The sequence below is a fragment of the Coleofasciculus sp. G1-WW12-02 genome (assembly GCF_040219735.1).
Classification (GTDB): domain Bacteria; phylum Cyanobacteriota; class Cyanobacteriia; order Cyanobacteriales; family Coleofasciculaceae; genus Coleofasciculus.
In genome coordinates this window covers 100,265-118,094 of record NZ_JAVJRX010000050.1, presented here as the reverse complement: position 1 = coordinate 118,094, position 17,830 = coordinate 100,265, and the positions used below count along the sequence as shown (strand labels likewise).

Here is a 17,830-nt window from a genome sequence, read left to right as displayed (position 1 = left end):
AACCTTGATTCTTTGTTAAAAACCCGGGTTTTCAAGTTGTTGAGAATTTTGAGAAAGCAGTTGGTTTTCACTTTACCGAAATAAGGCTGATTTGTCCTTTCATTCAGCCATAGCCCCCGTTAAAAAACGATGACAACAGTTTTGTTTGTCCACGGTACCGGAGTCCGGAATCCTGGATATGAAGAAACATTCAAACTCATCGAGAAAACCGTTCATCTTGAACGCCCAGATATCAAGGTTGAGCGTTGTCTTTGGGGTGATGAATTAGGGACAAAACTGAATGCTCAAGGCGCTTCTATTCCTTTATATGATTCCACATTAGCTTTAGATGAGGAAGAAGAGGATTATTCCATTGTCCTTTGGCAACAACTCTACAACAATCCTCTCTATGAATTGCAGGTACTATCGCTGAAACCTGGGGATGAGACGGGGGGGAATCCCTTTGGAGAACAACCGGGTGATGAATTAAACTCTCGCGTCGAACGCCTGAATCCGTCTACTGAACTCCAAGCCAAACTGGATGTGGCGGGAATCGCTGAGGTGTTTGAGCAGGCGCGAGATACCGTTATCCAGAGTGAGGCTTATCATCAAGCATTACAAAACGCCTCAGAGGAGTTGGGGGAGTACCGTGACGCTATAGCTAGAGCGATTGTAGCTCAGGCAATGTTTGAGTGCGAGCAACAGGAAAAACATCCTCCCATACTCACCGATGCTGAATTAAGGGAAGAGGTGGTGAAACTCCTGAGTCTGGCGTTGGGGGAGGCGGAGTTGGGAATCGGGGATTGGGTGGTGAAGCCTCTATCTCAGTTAGCACAGCCAATTGGCACGTTTTACCTTAAGCGCAGGCGGGGAATCATTACCCAGTCAGTTTCACCGACGCCCTGTGATATTTTGCTCTATCAAGGTCGGGGCGATCGCATCCGTGATTTCATTCGCGCTAAAATCGAGCAGGCGGAACCTCCTGTCGTCTTATTGGCGCATAGTTTAGGCGGGATTGCTTGTGTGGATTTGCTGGTTCAACACCCTCTCCCACAAGTGGAATTGCTGATTACAGCCGGTTCTCAAGCGCCGTTTTTCTATGAAATTAATGCCCTCTACAGTTTAGAATACGGGGAACCGCTACCGGATTATTTTCCCAGTTGGTTAAATATCTATGACTTGCGGGATTTTCTGAGTTATATTGGCGCAAATGTCTTCCCCAATAAGGTGCAAGATGTATTGGTGGATAGCAAACAACCCTTTCCGCGATCGCATGGGGCATACTGGACAAATAAAGCAGTATGGAAGGCTATTATACCCCGGTTGCCATAAAGGAGTTACCTTGTATGTTTGGTAGAGCGTAAGTAAGCAAGAGGAGGCGATTGAAATCGCTGCTACACAAACAAAGTCCGCCTGCGCGGACTGAGTTATAACGGGGATAGTGTTCCCCGGATTTGGTATAACTACAAAGGTGATATCTCCCCCAGCTCCCAGACGTGCCATGGCACATCTCTACATCCTCCTTTTAGGCGGACATGAAATTTAGCGTTAAACCAGAACAAACTTATGGATTAGTTGTTGGTATCGAGAAATACCAAGAAAATAGTTGGAATGTCGATGGACAGGTAAATGATGCTCTAAAGTTTGCTCAGTGGCTTAGTGCGCGAGGCGTTCCCAGAGACAATATTCGCCTGTGCTTGTCACCGTTAGCCGGAAATGGCACATTGGCTGAGTCAACAGAATGGGTAATAGAAGAAGCAACCGAGTCAAATATTACCACTCTAATTACCGATGTTCTGTCTGAGAAAAAAGGGGATTTACTTTATCTATTTTGGGCGGGACATGGTTTGATTACCTCAACCCGAAACCGTCGCCTACTTTGTGCCAATGCAACGAAACAGAATTGGCAGAATCTGGATTTGGATTCATTACTGGTTTATTTAAGTTCAGATAGTTTTAAAATTTCCCATCATATTTGTATTATTGATGCCTGTGCCAATTATATTTTAGAGTCGCAAGGGCGACCGACGAATTTAGGCTCTAAGACATTTCCCAGTGGCAAGCCAAAAACTGAAAGTCAGCAGTTTGTTCTGCTAGCAACGAGAGAGGGAGAAAAGGCAAAGGTTAGCGAGGAAAAAACCGGATATTTTTCCCAAGCGGTGAGGGAAGCCTTGGCGGAGGAATCGAATGGTAGTTTTCCGCCAGATATGGAGGTAATTACCGAGAAGGTTAAACAGCGATTTAAGGCATTAGATAAAAAACAATTACCCACTTATTTGTATCGTCGAAATTGGGATGGTGATACAGATATTTATCATCCCAACCAACTCTCACCTCAAATTCCCCACAATCTACCCCGTAGTGGTGTAATTCAATTTGTGGGACGCGATGAAACTCTGAAACAATTACATCAACAATTACAGCAAACCGAGCGTATCGCGATTTGTGCCGTAGCTGGGATGGGAGGCGTGGGTAAAACCGAATTAGCTCTGCGATATGCCCAACACCACCGCAAGCAGGGAACCTATCCCGGTGGCTTGTGCTGGATACAAGCGGGGGCGGCGGTAGTTGGAACTCAGATTGTTAGTTTTGCCAGAACTCAATTAGATTTACAGTTACCCGATGGGTTAAAGTTAGCAGAACAAATAGATTACTGCTGGCGACATTGGCGTTTAGGGGATGTCCTATTCATCTTTGATGATGTGCGAAATTATCGGCAGATAAAACCCTATCTCCCACCTGCGGAATCGCGGTTTAAAGTATTAATCACCACCAGACGGCAAAGGTTAGGGGCATCTTTTGAACGAATACATCTAGATGTACTCACAGAAGAAGCCGCGATTGCTTTGCTAGTGTCATTGATTGGACAAGAACGAATAGAGGCAGAACCGGAACAGGCAAAACGTCTGTGTCAAGAATTAGGCTATTTACCCTTGGGATTGGAATTAGTGGGGCGCTATTTACAGCGTAAGCCTGATTTGTCATTAAAGAAAATGTGCCAACGTTTGGAGTTAAAGCACCGTTCTCTACAAAATCCAGATGGGGATATGACCGCACAATTGGGGGTTGAAGCGGCATTTGAGTTGAGTTGGCAAGAACTGAGTCAAGAGGCTCAAAAGTTAGCTGGTTTGCTGAGTGTATTTGCGTTGGCTCCCATTCCTTGGAAATGGGTGGAACAATGCTGGTTAGACGAAGATGTAGAAGAGTTAGAGGATGCTAGAGATGATGAATTGGTGAATCGGAGTTTATTGGAACGGGTAGATAAAGGGAGTTATCAACTGCACCAACTGATTCGGGAATTCTTGAACGGGAAGTTAGAGGAATTAACGGAAGCATCAGAACTTAAACAACGGTTTTGTCTGGGAATGGTCAGGGTAGCACAGCAGATTCCTGAGACGCCAACTAAAGATGATATTGTCATAGCTACCCCAATGATTCCGCACTTAGCAGAAGCTGCAACGACTCAAAAGGATTGGTTAAGTGATGAGGCTTTAATGTGGTTTTTTGTTGGCTTAGGTCGATTTTATCAAGGTCAAGGACTTTACAGACAAGCGTTACCCTGGTACGAGCAGTACTTATCGATAACGAGAGAGCGTTTAGGAGATAACCATCCTGATGTAGCAGCCAGTCTGAACAATCTGGGTAATCTCTACAGATCACAGGGAAGGGATGAAAAAGCCGAACCTTTGTTACTGCAAGCCTTAGAGTTGAGAAAATGTCTGCTGGGTAATGACCATCCTGATGTGGCAAGAAGTCTGAACAGTCTGGCTCTACTCTACGAATCACAGGCAAGGTATAGTGAAGCCGAATCTTTGTTGCTGCAAGCCTTAGAGTTGAGTAAACGCCTCCTGAGTGATAACCATCCTGATGTAGCAGCCAGTCTGAACAATCTGGCAGGACTCTACTTATCAAAGGAAAAGTATAGTGAAGCTGAACCTTTGTATCTGCAAGCTTTAGAGTTAGATAAACGCCGACTGGGTGATGACCATCCCGATGTAGCAAGAAGTCTCAACAATCTGGCTCTACTCTACTCATCACAGAAAAGGTATGGTGAAGCCGAACCTTTGTATCTGCAAGCCTTAGAGTTGAAAAAACGTCTGTTGGGTGATGACCATCCTGATGTGGCAAGAAGTCTCAACAATCTGGCTGAACTCTACTCATTACAGGGAAGGTATGGTGAAGCTGAACCCTTGTATCTGCAAGCCTTGGAGTTGAGAAAAAGCCTGTTGGGAGATGACCATCCCGATGTGGCATGCAGTCTGAACAATCTGGCTCTACTCTACTCATCACAGAAAAGGTATGGTGAAGCCGAACCTTTGTATCTGCAAGCCTTAGAGGTGAGTAAACGCCTGTTGGGAGATGAACATCCTCTAACAATCACTATCTATCTGTGAAAATTTGCAGTTCTTGCGTGAGGAACGCAATCAATAACAAAGTAAACTTAAGCCTTCTTGAAAAGGAAATCGCGGAACCAAACGAAACAAAGTCCACCTACGCGGACTAATGAAAAACTAGGGGTGTGGAAACCCGCGCAGGCGGGTTTAGTTTGTGTAGCTGCGGTTTTAACCGCCCAATTAATGGTTAAGGTCAGTGCAACGCCTGTAATAGTCTCTCAGCAAAAAATAACAGATCAGTATTACCTGTGTGCTACTGATCTTAAACTGAGTGTGACACTCCTAATCCCCCAAGGCGATTATAAGAGTAGTAGATGTACCCCAGAGAGTTGCATGAGAGAGTGGCTCTCTTTTTTATTTGGGGATTGATACCAAATCCGCCTTTATTACCCCCTTTTGCCACGGCGATTGAAATCGCTGCTACACAAACAAAGTCCGCCTGCGCGGACTGGGTTATAACGGGGATAGCTAACCTGGATTTGTTTATGATACCAAGTTGCGTTATAACGTCTCATGGGGGTTTCACTATTATCTTTTCGGTTGCACAAAAGATGTGACTAAACCCGCCCTAATTCAGGTAGAGGAAGGTTTAGGGAGAGGATAGCACCGATAGGCGCGACGGGGCAAAACCCGCGCTGATGCAATTGTCGGGGAACTTCCCCAATCAGCGATAACGTGCTATGAATAGGGGATATCTCACCTCAAGACGCGATCGCAGGATGTCTACCCCCAGTCACCCCCTCCCAAAACCGGAATTTCGTCGCGAACATCGCTTAGGACTCGTCGTTTATGGTGGTGTTTCTCTCGCCATTTATATGAATGGTATCTGCCGCGAATTCTATAATGCTGTACGGGGTAGAGGTATCTATAAGCTGATAAAAGCCCTAACGGATGCGGATATTGTTGTGGATATCCTCTCCGGAACCTCAGCCGGCGGTATTAATGGCGTGTTGCTGAGTTACGCCCTTGCCAATAGCACCAAAGACGCGGTTGTTGACTTTCAAGAATTTGGGCAAATTTGGCGTGAGAGTGGGAATATCCGCGAATTAATGCATCACCCCTCAACCCAGGAAACCCAACGGGAGTCGGTTTTGGATGGTGCAGGGTATTATCAAACAGCCCTAGCGGAAGCGTTTGAAAAAGGCATTTATAATCGCACGGATGCGCCAGAGGGAGAGTGGGTATCTGAGTTTAATGAACTCGATTTATTCGTCACCGGAACCGATATGCTGGGACGCATTTCCCAGGTATTTGACGATACCGGTCAAGTCATTGAAGTCAAAAATCACCGCCAGATTTTTCGCCTCAAGCATCGTCAAGGACGCTACGAACCCTTTAATCCGAATAGTGACCCAGCAGATTTAAGTCGGACTCCGGAACAAACCTATCAATCCCTGGCAAAACTCTGTCGAATTACCTCATGCTTTCCCGTGGCTTTTCCATCGGTTAATGTGGGTTTAAAGGAAGATACAAATGATGTCGATCAGCGACTGATCCAATGGGGACAATTGGAGAATCGTGACTTACCCGAACAACGACCAAAAGAGGGTTATCAACTCCATTTTATTGATGGTGGAGTGTTGGATAATCGCCCGTTTAGTTACACGATTAAAGATATCTATTTTCGCACCGCTAACCGTCCCGTCGATCGCAAGCTGATTTATATCGACCCCAATCCCGATCGCTTCTTGGGGAATCCCAAATTTAATGCCATGGAGAAACCCACCACCTGGGAAGTGCTTCAGGATGCGTTAGTCGGACTCCCCACTTATGAAAGCATTAGCAACGATTTGGAGTTAATCCAAGCCCAAAATGATAAAATCTACCGCTATAATAGCTTACTCGCCAGTGTAGAAACAAAAGACCCAGCCCAACCGGGCACAGCTAACGAAATTACCGTTAATGAAGAGATTTACCTCCGCAGTCGCCTGATTGGTTTACGCGATCGCATCCTCCCCCTGATTTTACGCATGGATCGAGAGCAAACCACGGCTTCAGGGGAGGATAAAAAAGTCATTTTAGATAAAACAGGACAACAGCTAATAGCGGGTATCACTAGCCAGACAGACCGTCAAGATAAAGACATAATTCTTCAACAAGCCAGTCAGCAAATTCGTAATCTTGATATAGACTATGCCTTGAGGAAGCATTTCTATATTATTGATAAGCTCTTTAAACATCTCGATGAAACAAGCGATATCGTTGAATATAATAAGCAGCGATTACTTGTCAGTCGTTTAAATCGACAACTTAAACTGCTAGAAGTTATTCGCTTTAGTTTAGATACATTACTCAGTCATCCTCAAGTTAGTGAATCCTTCTACAGTTTACTAGAGGAAAGTTTAGAAAATTCGGATTCGGAATTTCAACAACAGTGGCGCAAGCAAGTCTATGATCGCCTCTTGCGTTTGCACCGCTTCTTCTTGGATGCGGATGGTTTAGATGACCTCTCCCCATCCGGCTTAGACCAAAATCGCCTGGAGTTCGTTCCCGCCAACTTTTTTAAGACATTACCCACCGCTGCAGAACAGTTAGAATTAGAATTAGACCAGCTTCAAGAAAAACCGAGGGACTGGTTACCGCAAAAACAGATTTCCAGTATTATTGAACAATTCCAGCAAAAAATTAGCCAACTCGATAATGACCCATCACTCCTTAATCGTATTTGGTTGGCTCAAAAATATCAGGATAGCGAGTCGGACAACTGTAGTGAACTCTTTTGCTCCATTCTCTATCAAATTGATCAGGCATCAGAAACATTAATTAAAAATAGTAACCTCATTCATTGTGACGATATTATCAATCGTTATCAAAATTTCTGTCACTTAGATCGGGTACTTTATCCCTTTGAATATTTAACCAATCTTTCCGAAAAAGATATCATTGAGACAATCCGCTTTAGTCCAGATGATGCTCAGCTAGGTTTAGGTAAGGGGAAAACCTTAGATGATAAATTAGCGGGGGATACCTTTCGAGCTTTTGGCGGATTTTTTAAGAAATCCTGGCGTTCCAATGATATGTTGTGGGGGCGATTGGATGGACTCAATCGCATTGTTGAAGCCTTAGTTACCCGTGAATCGGTGCAAAATTTTTCACGTTTTTTGGCGCGACAAACCTACAAAGAAGGATGTACAGAAGATGAATACATCGAACAACTCATTCAAGACTGTTTCCCCGATTGCACAGTCAACACTCGCCAGAAACTAAAATCCCATCTTCGCCTATTAGCTGAGCCAAACCTGTCTGATGCAGCGATGCATATCATTTTAGACGATCTGGTTTTAGAAGGTCATCGCTCAATTTTAATGACCGACTTAGAAACCGTGATTGAAGATGAAATCAGCGAACAATTAACCTGGAATCGCCAGCGGGTTAAACCGACTGATCCGGATGATGTGGAACGATTGCTGACTCAACTCGGTGATGAACCACCAAGCTATCAACCCGTTCCCGGTTATTTTGAGAAAACGGTGAATACTTTAGCAGCGGGAAAATTAGCCAAAGATGCTATTGGGAGGTTTTCGCCTCAAGCCAAAGAAGACTTCTTTCGCAATCAATACCGGATTGGTAAAGAAACTATTTTAAAAGATATTCCCGGAATTGTGCTGGCAAATCTTGCTACTCGTGCGGCTTTAATCCTGCGAGATATTATGATTACTACTCTAGGAAAGCGACGTGCGAATAAACTTCAAGGGCTTTTAAGCTATCAATTTGTGAATAAATCATTACAACTCGTCTACTGGTGGTTACAATTGAGAAGTCCAGCCGCGTTTCAAAGTCGCAATTTTATCGGAAAGCGACCACTGATATTAATTTTACAGGTAATATTCCTACTCGTTGCAGTTATCAGTGTGGTGATTACTGTTTCTAAGTCGCCTATACCCACAGCTATCGCGCTCATTGCTATATTATTGTTTTGGTTACTAGGGTATGCTTTGAAAAAGTCTTAGTCATTCGTCATTCGCCAAGGAAATGGAAACGAGGAATTCAAAATTTTATGTTTATAAGTGCCGATTTTGTAACGCTTTCATTTCCTGTCGCACATCCACAACAATCTGTAACGCTTCATTAAGTAAACGTCCATGTTCCGTAGCTTGATCGCTAACTTGTAAAGCTGTCAATGCCATGAGATTATTATCAAATAGTTCAGAATTGTATTTGATAAATCGGGCATTTTCTCTCAAAATTCGTTCCGTTTTCAAGGCTCGAATAATATCGTCACGGGTTAGCCGAAGTGCCTGAATGACTTGTCCTCGATTTTTTAAGCTTACACCAGGATTGCCGACGGCTTCAATTTTATCATTAATATCAATCGCTTTAATCACCCGATTAAATCGGTGGACATCTTCAAACAGTCTGACTAAATTGCGACATTTGCGGCTAATGGCAATTTTGCGAATATCGTTTAAGAATAAAGTAATGGCAAGAGTGGAATGGACAGAAATTAATAACGTAAAATGTTCTGGAAAAACCTGGATCAGCACAAACCCAGTTAAACTAATCAGCAGAATAATCAAAATGGTTTTAGCAATCTCTGCGATAAATTTGGGCAGAGTTGGGGGTTTCAGGAGGGTATGAACGCTTACTCCACTCAAATGTTTGAGTTCTCCTTGGGTAATTTCTAGTCCCTGTAAGTCAGGTCGCATCGTGGGTATGATAGTTTGACGTTAGCGATCCGGGTTCGGCTTAATCAGTGATACGCATAGTTGTATCTTCCTCTGTATTAGCACATAAAGTTATTGCTTAGTCGTCACGCCTCCAATCACAGACAGTAAGAAACTAACCACCATCGTAATCATAAACATCCCGCTAAGCGTTGTAAAAGCAGCCGCAATCTCCCAGCCGCCGCGACGGGGATTAAGACTTCATTCCGGTGTATTTTTGCCTGAAGCGCAATTTACCGAATCTAGCAAAAGACATAAATCTGAAATGCCAACTTGCCGCCGCCGCCTTTTGAATTTACACTAATTAAAGCTTCTCAAAAACTTATAGCAGTATTGTTAATGAAACAGCCTTCTTATGAATCATCTGGAGAAACCTGATGACTCATTCTTTAGTTCACTCAATTTGGCAAAAGTTCCAGTCGTGGTTTACCCAGGCGCAAGCAGCAGTAGCAATCGAGGATGAAGAGGTTGAGTTGCCCGATGGGATTCAGACTCAACTGGAGCAAAAAATCCAGGCACTCCCCTGTTGTCAGGTCTATCAAACCACAGTGCAAGAGGCGATCACCGATGGGGTTGAAAACTGGCAACGTCACCTGGATGCCGCCAATAGTTTGATCATTTTGGGCAGCCCCGTAGAACCAATTGCCAAAATTTTGAGCGATAGTCTGCAAACCTGGCACAATCCCCCCGTAGAGGTATTCACACCTCTACCTTACCGAATGCGCCCTCATGATCCATTAATCATGTCTCAACAAATTCAGCAAGCCCTGCAAGCCTACCCACAGATTGATGTTAAAAACCCTAAGGATACTGACGGTCTACTTGAGGCAGACTCCCTGGATGATCGAAAAACATTGGTGATGATTCCCTGTCTGGAGCAATGTTTTCTGCGCTGTATTGGGGGTTGGAATAGCATTGAATACTTACGAGACATGATCATTCATAATCGCAATTGCTTTTGGGTTATAGGCTGTAACCATTGGGCTTGGGATTTTCTGGATTTTGTGTGCCAGATTAGCGCCTATTTTAGCGAGGTGAAACCGTTACCGGAACTAGATGGAGCGATGATTCAAACCTGGTTAAACCCGATTGCCAAAACGATAGTTGAACCAGAGGCGATAGAAGACTCAGAAGATAATCTTGGTCAGGCATATTGGAGGACTCTTGCCAGTCAATCCTCTGGTGTCAGTAGTATTGCCGTTGGCGTATGGCTAAATAGCTTACGAATCGAGCGCGATCAACTAGAGGATGGTAATTTATCTCAATTGAACTTGAGCGAGACAGCGACAACCAACAAAACCCGTTTTACCTTACGTCAAACTACACCCACATTGCCTAGTTTGCCATCATTAACGGGGATTGACCGCTATTTACTTCATTCGTTGCTAATTCATGGGCAAATGAGCCATACCCATCTTGCCCTGAGCTTGGGTGAAGCAGAAAGCCAAATCCAAGCTCAGATTCAGGGGTTATTGCGAGCCGGGGTACTAGCTAGCAGCAATGGCATGCTATCAGTACGTGCTGCCCATTATGCCAAGCTGAAGATTGAATTGACGAATAATAACTTTTTTGTTGGCGAGGATTAACCATGAGTTTATCGGGTTTTGAATTGATCAGTTTTGTTCAGACAATGCCGGCGTTGTTGGCACAAATCGAGGCATCGGAAATTTTACCGCAACGAGTTCTTGCTAATATTACGCTGCAAAAAATTTTTCGTTCTCTCGTCGTTATTTTGATCGCTTATGGGAGCATATTTGTCATTCAGTCGCTCACTAGCTGGATTTCAGAACGAGTTCCCCGCCGCTTTCGATTATTGATCAAACAATCTTTGCCCTTTTTGAAAGGGTTGATTTTGATCCTAACGGTTTCCTATCTCCTGAATCTGTTTCTGAACTTGTCTCAGGAGAACCTCCTCGCATTGACAGGCACGATCGCTATTGCCCTAGGATTTGCTTTTAAGGATTACGTGAGTTCAATTATTGCAGGAGTAGTTGCACTGTTTGAAGCTACCTATCGAGTGGGCGATCGCATTCAAATTGAAGATCATTACGGTGAAGTGGTGGACTATGGTTTGCGTGAAATTCGAATCCAGACTCCTGACGACAACATTGTCTCTATTCCCCACAACAAAATCTGGACTGAAGCTGTCTCCAATGCCAACAGCGGACAGCTAGAAGCTCAGGTTCTCACTAACTTTTATTTTGCTCATACTGTAGATGCTGAACAAGTCATCCAGATTCTGTACCAGGCAGCTTACAGTAGCAAATATACGCAGCTAAAGCTCCCCATTTTAGTTGTTATGCAAGAACAACTCTGGGGTACTCAGTTCAAGCTGCGGTCTTACCCAATGGATGCCCGCGATGAATTTATCTATAAAACCGATCTGATTCGCCGTGCCAAGCAAGCCTTTGCTCGCCAAAATTTACCTTACCCAAGGTTATCAGGTATCCAAAACAATGACAGTTGCCCCTGAGCAGCTAATGTTTAAATTTGTCCGGTGAGGGCTTGAGAAAAAAGTGAAAATACTAATCTTTTTTTTAACTACACATTTACCTAGTCTTCGACGCTTAGTTTTAACCTTTAAATCCACTATAAACCCTATATTCTACTTCAAGGTTAAGAGGATTTCGCAACTAAAAGCGTCCCTTTTGATGACGTAGTCGCAGTAATGACTGAGAAACTAAAACCATCACGGGGAGTTCAATCAGAGGTCCGATGACTAAGGCAAGGGCAATTAAGGGACGTTCTCCAAAAGTAGAAGTGGCGATCGCTAAGGCAATGGGTGAATTCCGGGCAAGGGTTGTGCAATTAAAGCAAGCCACTTCTTCATAGCTAAAGTGAGCTAAACGCCCAATGATTTGACCTAGCCAGAAGTTGATAACGAAGAATATTAAGACCGGGAGCAGCATTTTTAATAGTAACTCTGGTTGTTCAATCAAAATCTCTCCTTGTGAGGCAAACATGGCAGCGATCGCCACACAAAGAAATAGCCATTGATTAGCAGCAATTTTTAGTATCAAGCGGTGCAAAATACGATTTTGCGGTTTGATTAGACGCTTTGAGATAAATGCCAAAAGCATCGGCACAACTAAAACCAACACCACACTTTCAAGCAGAATCGCTGCATCAATATCTATCAGGCTTCCAGTAAATATCAAGAGATAAACGGGTAAGAGAATGACTTGCAAGAGCAGATTCCAGGGCAGTAGAGCAGTGGCAAGCGCAACATCGCCTTGAGCAAGGCTAGTAAAGATAAGATACCAATCTGTACAGGGTGTAACCATCAGCATAATCAGTCCTACCCATAGATCGGGAGTGTCTCTTAAGAAAATTGCTCCAAGTCCCCAAGCAAAAACGGGTGTCCAGAGAAAGTTTATTCCTAAACTTAGCCCTGTCACTTTATAGTTTTGAAACGCATTCGCTAAGCGATTAAATGGAATATTCAGAAATACTCCATAGAGCATCACCATCAGAGCCGGGACAATTAAATGAACGGCATTTTCAGAGAACCAAGATATTTGGCCTAACGCTAGCCCAATAAAGATAGCTGTAATGACCAATACTGTTTGGAGCTTTTCAGTCCGACTCAAATCAGTAACCTCCGTTACATCCAGAAGCCAGAATCATGGAAAGACTACGTCCCAAAGGCTCTAGCCTCTAAGTTTATGCCTTTAGTTAGGTTCGGTAAACTGCTCTGCATGCAAAGATATCGCAGTACAGAATCTCAATGTTGAATTATTTAAGACTGCGGTGAACGTTCTACTGTTTATTCTCGGACTGCTCTTGGTGCTTTTATCGCTCCTTGATGCGCTGTGGACAGCCCTATGGGTAGATGGAGGTGCAGGTCTAGTGACCGATCTACCCGCTCCCGATCTTGCATCTGTGCGCCAAGCTGGGATTCGAGTGGTTAGTGATGAAGAGTTTATGCGATCGCGGCAATTGTGGCTAGAGTTGGTGAGATTTAGCTGAATTCGCAAGAAGCCCCACAACTTCTGCGACAAAGAGAAAATTATATTTTTATTGCAACTTGTAAACTTGTCGTGATATGCTGACTTCAAACCATAAGTTTCCTTGTGGGTATTCATCAGCAACAGATGCAAGTAATGCTGCAAAAAGTGAGTTCTTCAGTAGCCCTAAGTATTTGGAATTGTCCACCCTAGCGTGGAACTAAAGTTTTACTGTGACGAAAAGTTGCTCTCATCCACCAGTACAAAGCTTGGCGAGTAAATGCTGGTCTGAGTTGGATTGGTTCTCGTTGCAGTCAGTGAGTTAACTGAGCTCTTGCACCGTTCTCAGGAAGCTGCTCTCACCCGCCCAGAGTTAAAGCTCCGGCGTTACGGCTTAAGTAGACTAAAACTCTTATCCAGTCGTCTTTAGACGACTTAAGCTATGAGACAGTGGTTAAAACCACTGGCGGATTGTTGCCACTGGTGCAAGCTGTGAGTTTTCACCAATACATAGCATTTAGCTAGTGCAGTGCGCTCTTTAAGTCTCTAAATTAAAGCGCTAGCAACAGCTTATTTTCTCCTTATCGTACTTGTTTCTCTCGCGATCGCATGATGGGTGGGCCCAAACGCAGTGCGTCAAGAGTCTTGCTTTTTTTCGGACAGCTACATTTAGGAGGAAACTTGAACAGGGCAATTCTGAGGCGAGAGTGGTTTTTTAACACTCAGCGCGACATTATGGCAGGAGCAGTTGTGGGGCTTGCTCTGATTCCGGAAGCGATCGCCTTTTCGATCATTGCCGGGGTAGATCCCAAAGTCGGGCTTTACGCCTCGTTTATTATTGCGGTCATGACGGCGTTTTTAGGAGGTAGACCCGGTTCAATTTCTGCCGCCACAGGAGCGATGGCGCTGCTGATGATTGATTTAGTTAAAGATCATGGCTTGCAGTATCTATTAGCGGCAACCTTGTTAACAGGGGTCTTTCAAGTTCTGTTTGGGGTGGTAAAACTGAGCCGCCAAATGAGATTTATTCCTAGGGCGGTGATGATTGGCTATATCAATGCGTTGGCGGTGTTAATTTTCCTCGCCCAGTTGCCCCAACTGACGAATGTGCCGCCGACTGTATATGTGCTGACTATCCTTTCCTTGGCAATTATTTACATTCTGCCTCGCTTTACCAAAGCAGTGCCTTCTCCCTTGGTGGCACTGGCGGTGATGACGATAGCCGCGATCGCACTAAAGCTCGATGTTCCCACGGTTGGGGATATGGGAGAGTTACCCACTGCGCTACCCAGTTTTGCCCTGCCCCAAGTCCCGTTAACTCTAGAGACACTCAGGATTATTTTGCCCTATTCGGTGACTTTAGCGATCGTAGGTTTGTTGGCGTCATTTCTCACGGCTTCACTGGTGGATGAACTCACCGATACCCCCAGTGATAAAAACCAAGAAGCCAAAGGACAAGGCATCGCCAATATGGTTACAGCCTTCTTTGGGGGTATGGCGGGGTGTGGAATGATTGGACAATCGGTGATTAATGTGCAGTCTGGCGGACGGGGAAGACTATCAACTCTTGCGTCTGGGGTTTTCCTGTTAGTTGCCATATTGTTTTTACAAGATTGGGTTAAGCAAATGCCGATGGCAACTCTAGTCGCCGTGATGATCATGGTGTCAATCGGTACATTTCGCTGGTCATCCTTCAAAAATATCCCGCGCATCCCCCGCACTGAAACCGCTGTTATGTTAACGACGATGTTTGTGACAATTTTCACCCGTAATTTTGCCCTCGGCGTGGTGACAGGTATCGTCATGAGTACCGTATTCTTCTCTCGCAAGATTGCCCAGTTAGTCTTTGTGGATAAAGTGCTGAGTGACGATGGCTCTCATTGCATTTATAAAGTAGCTGGACAAATTTTCTTTTTATCCAGAGATGAATTTCTAGAGTCTTTTGATTTTACAGAACTAGTCGAGCGCGTCACCATTGATTTAACCTATGCTCACCTGTGGGATCAGGGGGCAGTGGAGGTACTCGATAAAGCGGTACTTAAATTTCGCCGCAATGGAGTAGAAGTGGAGCTAATTGGACTGAATGACGCTAGTGCTACCTTGCTGAATAAATTGGGAATTTATCAAAACTCCGATACCCTGAAAAAACAGTAAAATTTTGCCTTTTAACCCTCTTACTTTTAGGGGATAAAACCATAATGAAAACTATTTTGCTTTGTACCGATGGCTCATCTTTTGCTGAAAATGTTTATAAATATGGAGCTTGGTTTGCTACCAAATTCAATGCCCAAATCAATGTTTTATTTGTTACTGATATTCGCAGTCAAAAAGTAGCGTCTACTGGAAACTTGAGCGGTAGTATTGGACTTGGTGCTTCAGAACAACTACTGAATGAGTTGGTTAATTTAGAACATGAAAAAGCAAAGCTGAATAATCAACGGGCAAGGTTGATTTTACAAAATGCAGCTAAATTTCTCAAGGCTGAGGGTGTAGAAAAGTTTAATTTAACCAACAAAATAGGATTTTTGGTAGATTGCTTTCATGAATTTGAAGAAAATTCCGACTTAATTGTTTTAGGTAAACGGGGAGAAGCCGCAGAGTTTGCATCGGGACATTTAGGAGCCAATATAGATCGAATTATTCGTAGTAGTAGTAAGCCATGCTTAGTTACTCCCCGCGAATTTAAACCGATTGAGCGCATTTTGGTTGCCTATGACGGTAGTCTAAGTGGGAAAAAAATCCTGCAATTTTTAGGAGATTCTCCTGTCTTTCAAAGTTTAGAGATACATCTGCTGACGGTGGCTAAAAGCAACTCAGATCAAACAGCAATGGTCACACTGAATGAGGCTCAAGAATGGTTGTATACAGGAGGATTTCAGCCAGTTTTTAGCTTGATAGCAGGTGAACCAGAAAAAGCTATTGCTCACTATGTTACCGAGCAAAATATCAGTCTTTTACTAATGGGCGCTTACGGGCATAGCCGCATTCGGCATTTAGTCATTGGTAGTATCACTGCCCAACTGCTGAGAAGTAGCAATATTCCTGTATTGCTATTTCGTTAACTCAACGTCTATAAATTCAGCTTGATTTTTAAATGGAGGAAAAATTCTCGTGAACATAACCAATCAAATCCATTTCCGTAACGTACAAGGAGATATTCTTGGGGGGTTAACGGCGGCGGTTGTTGCCTTACCGATGGCATTAGCGTTTGGTATCGCTTCTGGAGCCGGTGCTTCTGCCGGTTTATGGGGGGCAATATTAGTCGGATTTTTTGCGGCTTTATTTGGCGGTACACCGAGCCTAATTTCTGAGCCAACAGGCCCCATGACAGTCATTGTCACCGCCGTCATTGCCGAACTAACTGCTAATAATCCTGCTGAAACTGGTCTGGCAATGGCATTTACCGTCATCATGATGGCAGGAGTCTTTCAAATCCTCTTTGGGGTATTGCGATTGGGGCGATATATTACGATGTTGCCCTATAACGTGATTTCCGGATTTATGACGGGAATTGGGGTCATTCTAATTTTTCTGCAAATCGCTCCTTTTATAGGACAACAAACTCCTAAAGGGGGTGTCCTTGGCGTCATTCAGAATTTACCGACCTTAATCGCTAATATCAATCCTTGGGAAACTATTTTAGGGGCAATAACCTTAGCCATTCTTTTCTTGTACCCTGCTCGACTTAAAAAGGTTGTTCCACCACAACTCGTCGCTTTAGTCATTGGTACGGCAATTTCTCTAACTTTATTGAGTGGTTTTGAGATTCGCACGATTGCCACGATTGGAGAAATTACTCCCGGTTTGCCTCAATTCCAAATGCCTACTTTTTCACCGGCAAATTTGAGGTTAATGTTTGTTAATGCAATGGTGTTGGGCATGGTGGGTTCCATCGATTGCCTGTTAACTTGCCTGGTGTCTGACAGTCTCACTCGAACCACACACAAATCCAACAAAGAATTAATTGGTCAAGGTGTGGCTAATTTAATTACTGGCTTATCTGGTGGGATTGCTGGTTCTGGAGCGACAACGGCTACTGTAGTTAATATCCAAGCCGGTGGACGCACTGCATTATCGGGTATTAGCCGTGCTTTAGTGCTTTTAATCGTCGTATTGTGGGCTGCTCCCTTAACGTCTGTGATTCCCCTGGCTGTCTTAGCTGGGATTGTTTTAAAAGTAGGAATCAATATTATTGATTGGGGCTTTCTCAAACGGGTTCACAAAATCTCTTGGAAGGCAGCCGGAATTGTCTACAGTGTGGTGCTGCTAACGGTGTTTGTAGATTTAATGGTAGCTGTAGCTGTTGGGGTATTCATCGCGAATATCTTGACGATTGAACGTCTTGAGCAACTTCAATCTGATTCGGTTAAAGCAATTACTGACGCTGATGATCAAATTGTCCTGACCGAGGAAGAAAAGCAATTTTTAGATTTAGCGAACGGGCGAGTTTTACTGTTCCATCTGAGTGGTCCGATGATTTTTGGTGTGGCAAAAGCTATTTCCAGAGAACATAGTGCGATTGCTAACTATGATGTTTTGATTGTCGATTTAGGTGACGTTCCTATCCTGGGAGTAACATCTTCTTTGGCAATCGAGAATGCCATTCAAGAGGCGATTGATGCCGGACGAGAGGTGATCGTGGTTGGCGCAACCGGGAAAGTAAAACGTCGCTTAGAAACCTTAGGTATTGCCGGTTTAATTCCCGGACAGCACTGGATGGGTGATCGCCTGACTGCATTGCAAGAAGGTTTGGCTTTAGTTCGAGAAAAGCAAGAGTATAGTTACGATGGAACTGACAAATCTTTTCCTTCTGTCGGCTGAACGGGGCTATATTCTTAGCTGACTT

The 17,830-nt window shown here is 44.0% G+C and carries 11 protein-coding genes; 9 read left to right on the top strand and 2 right to left on the bottom strand.

Annotation, left to right across the window (positions count from 1 at the left end):
- Positions 1-129: 129 nt before the first annotated feature.
- The 3 genes from RID09_RS09170 (at position 130) to RID09_RS09160 (ending at position 8,323) form a co-directional block, all read left to right on the top strand.
- The gene (locus RID09_RS09170; RefSeq protein WP_446335637.1) at positions 130-1,311 is read left to right on the top strand and encodes a hypothetical protein; all 1,182 of its coding nucleotides are present in this window, start codon (positions 130-132) and stop codon (positions 1,309-1,311) included.
- A gap of 203 nt (positions 1,312-1,514) precedes the next feature.
- Positions 1,515-4,373 carry a tetratricopeptide repeat protein gene (locus RID09_RS09165; RefSeq protein ID WP_446335636.1) on the top strand — a complete coding sequence of 953 codons (2,859 nt, stop codon included), beginning with the start codon at positions 1,515-1,517 and terminating at the stop codon, positions 4,371-4,373.
- 680 nt (positions 4,374-5,053) lie between these two features.
- Positions 5,054-8,323: a patatin-like protein gene (locus RID09_RS09160; protein WP_446335635.1), complete on the top strand. Its 3,270-nt coding sequence runs from the start codon at positions 5,054-5,056 to the stop codon at positions 8,321-8,323.
- Between the two features lie 51 nt (positions 8,324-8,374).
- Here RID09_RS09160 and RID09_RS09155 read toward each other — a convergent pair whose 3' ends face one another.
- Positions 8,375-9,019 (bottom strand): hypothetical protein, encoded by a 645-nt coding sequence (locus RID09_RS09155; protein ID WP_446335634.1) that lies wholly within the window; start codon positions 9,017-9,019, stop codon positions 8,375-8,377.
- Between the two features lie 395 nt (positions 9,020-9,414).
- On the opposite strand from RID09_RS09155, the gene RID09_RS09150 reads away from it, so the two are divergent.
- Both RID09_RS09150 and RID09_RS09145 read left to right on the top strand, forming a co-directional pair.
- Positions 9,415-10,623, top strand: coding sequence for a MarR family transcriptional regulator (locus RID09_RS09150; RefSeq protein ID WP_446335633.1), 1,209 nt, complete (start codon positions 9,415-9,417; stop codon positions 10,621-10,623).
- A gap of 2 nt (positions 10,624-10,625) precedes the next feature.
- Positions 10,626-11,510 (top strand): mechanosensitive ion channel family protein, encoded by an 885-nt coding sequence (locus RID09_RS09145; protein ID WP_446335632.1) that lies wholly within the window; start codon positions 10,626-10,628, stop codon positions 11,508-11,510.
- A gap of 160 nt (positions 11,511-11,670) precedes the next feature.
- Here RID09_RS09145 and RID09_RS09140 read toward each other — a convergent pair whose 3' ends face one another.
- Complete coding sequence (locus RID09_RS09140) at positions 11,671-12,627, bottom strand: arsenic resistance protein (RefSeq protein ID WP_446335631.1); 957 nt, start codon at positions 12,625-12,627, stop codon at positions 11,671-11,673.
- Positions 12,628-12,787: 160 nt separating this feature from the next.
- On the opposite strand from RID09_RS09140, the gene RID09_RS09135 reads away from it, so the two are divergent.
- The 4 genes from RID09_RS09135 (at position 12,788) to bicA (ending at position 17,805) form a co-directional block, all read left to right on the top strand.
- Positions 12,788-13,006, top strand: coding sequence for a hypothetical protein (locus RID09_RS09135; protein WP_446335630.1), 219 nt, complete (start codon positions 12,788-12,790; stop codon positions 13,004-13,006).
- 713 nt (positions 13,007-13,719) lie between these two features.
- Entirely contained in the window at positions 13,720-15,138 is a 1,419-nt protein-coding gene (locus tag RID09_RS09130) for a SulP family inorganic anion transporter (RefSeq protein ID WP_446335629.1), read from the top strand.
- 44 nt (positions 15,139-15,182) lie between these two features.
- Entirely contained in the window at positions 15,183-16,046 is an 864-nt protein-coding gene (locus tag RID09_RS09125; RefSeq protein ID WP_446335628.1) for a universal stress protein, read from the top strand.
- Positions 16,047-16,095: 49 nt separating this feature from the next.
- Entirely contained in the window at positions 16,096-17,805 is a 1,710-nt protein-coding gene (bicA, locus tag RID09_RS09120; RefSeq protein WP_446335627.1) for a bicarbonate transporter BicA, read from the top strand.
- Positions 17,806-17,830: the final 25 nt, after the last annotated feature.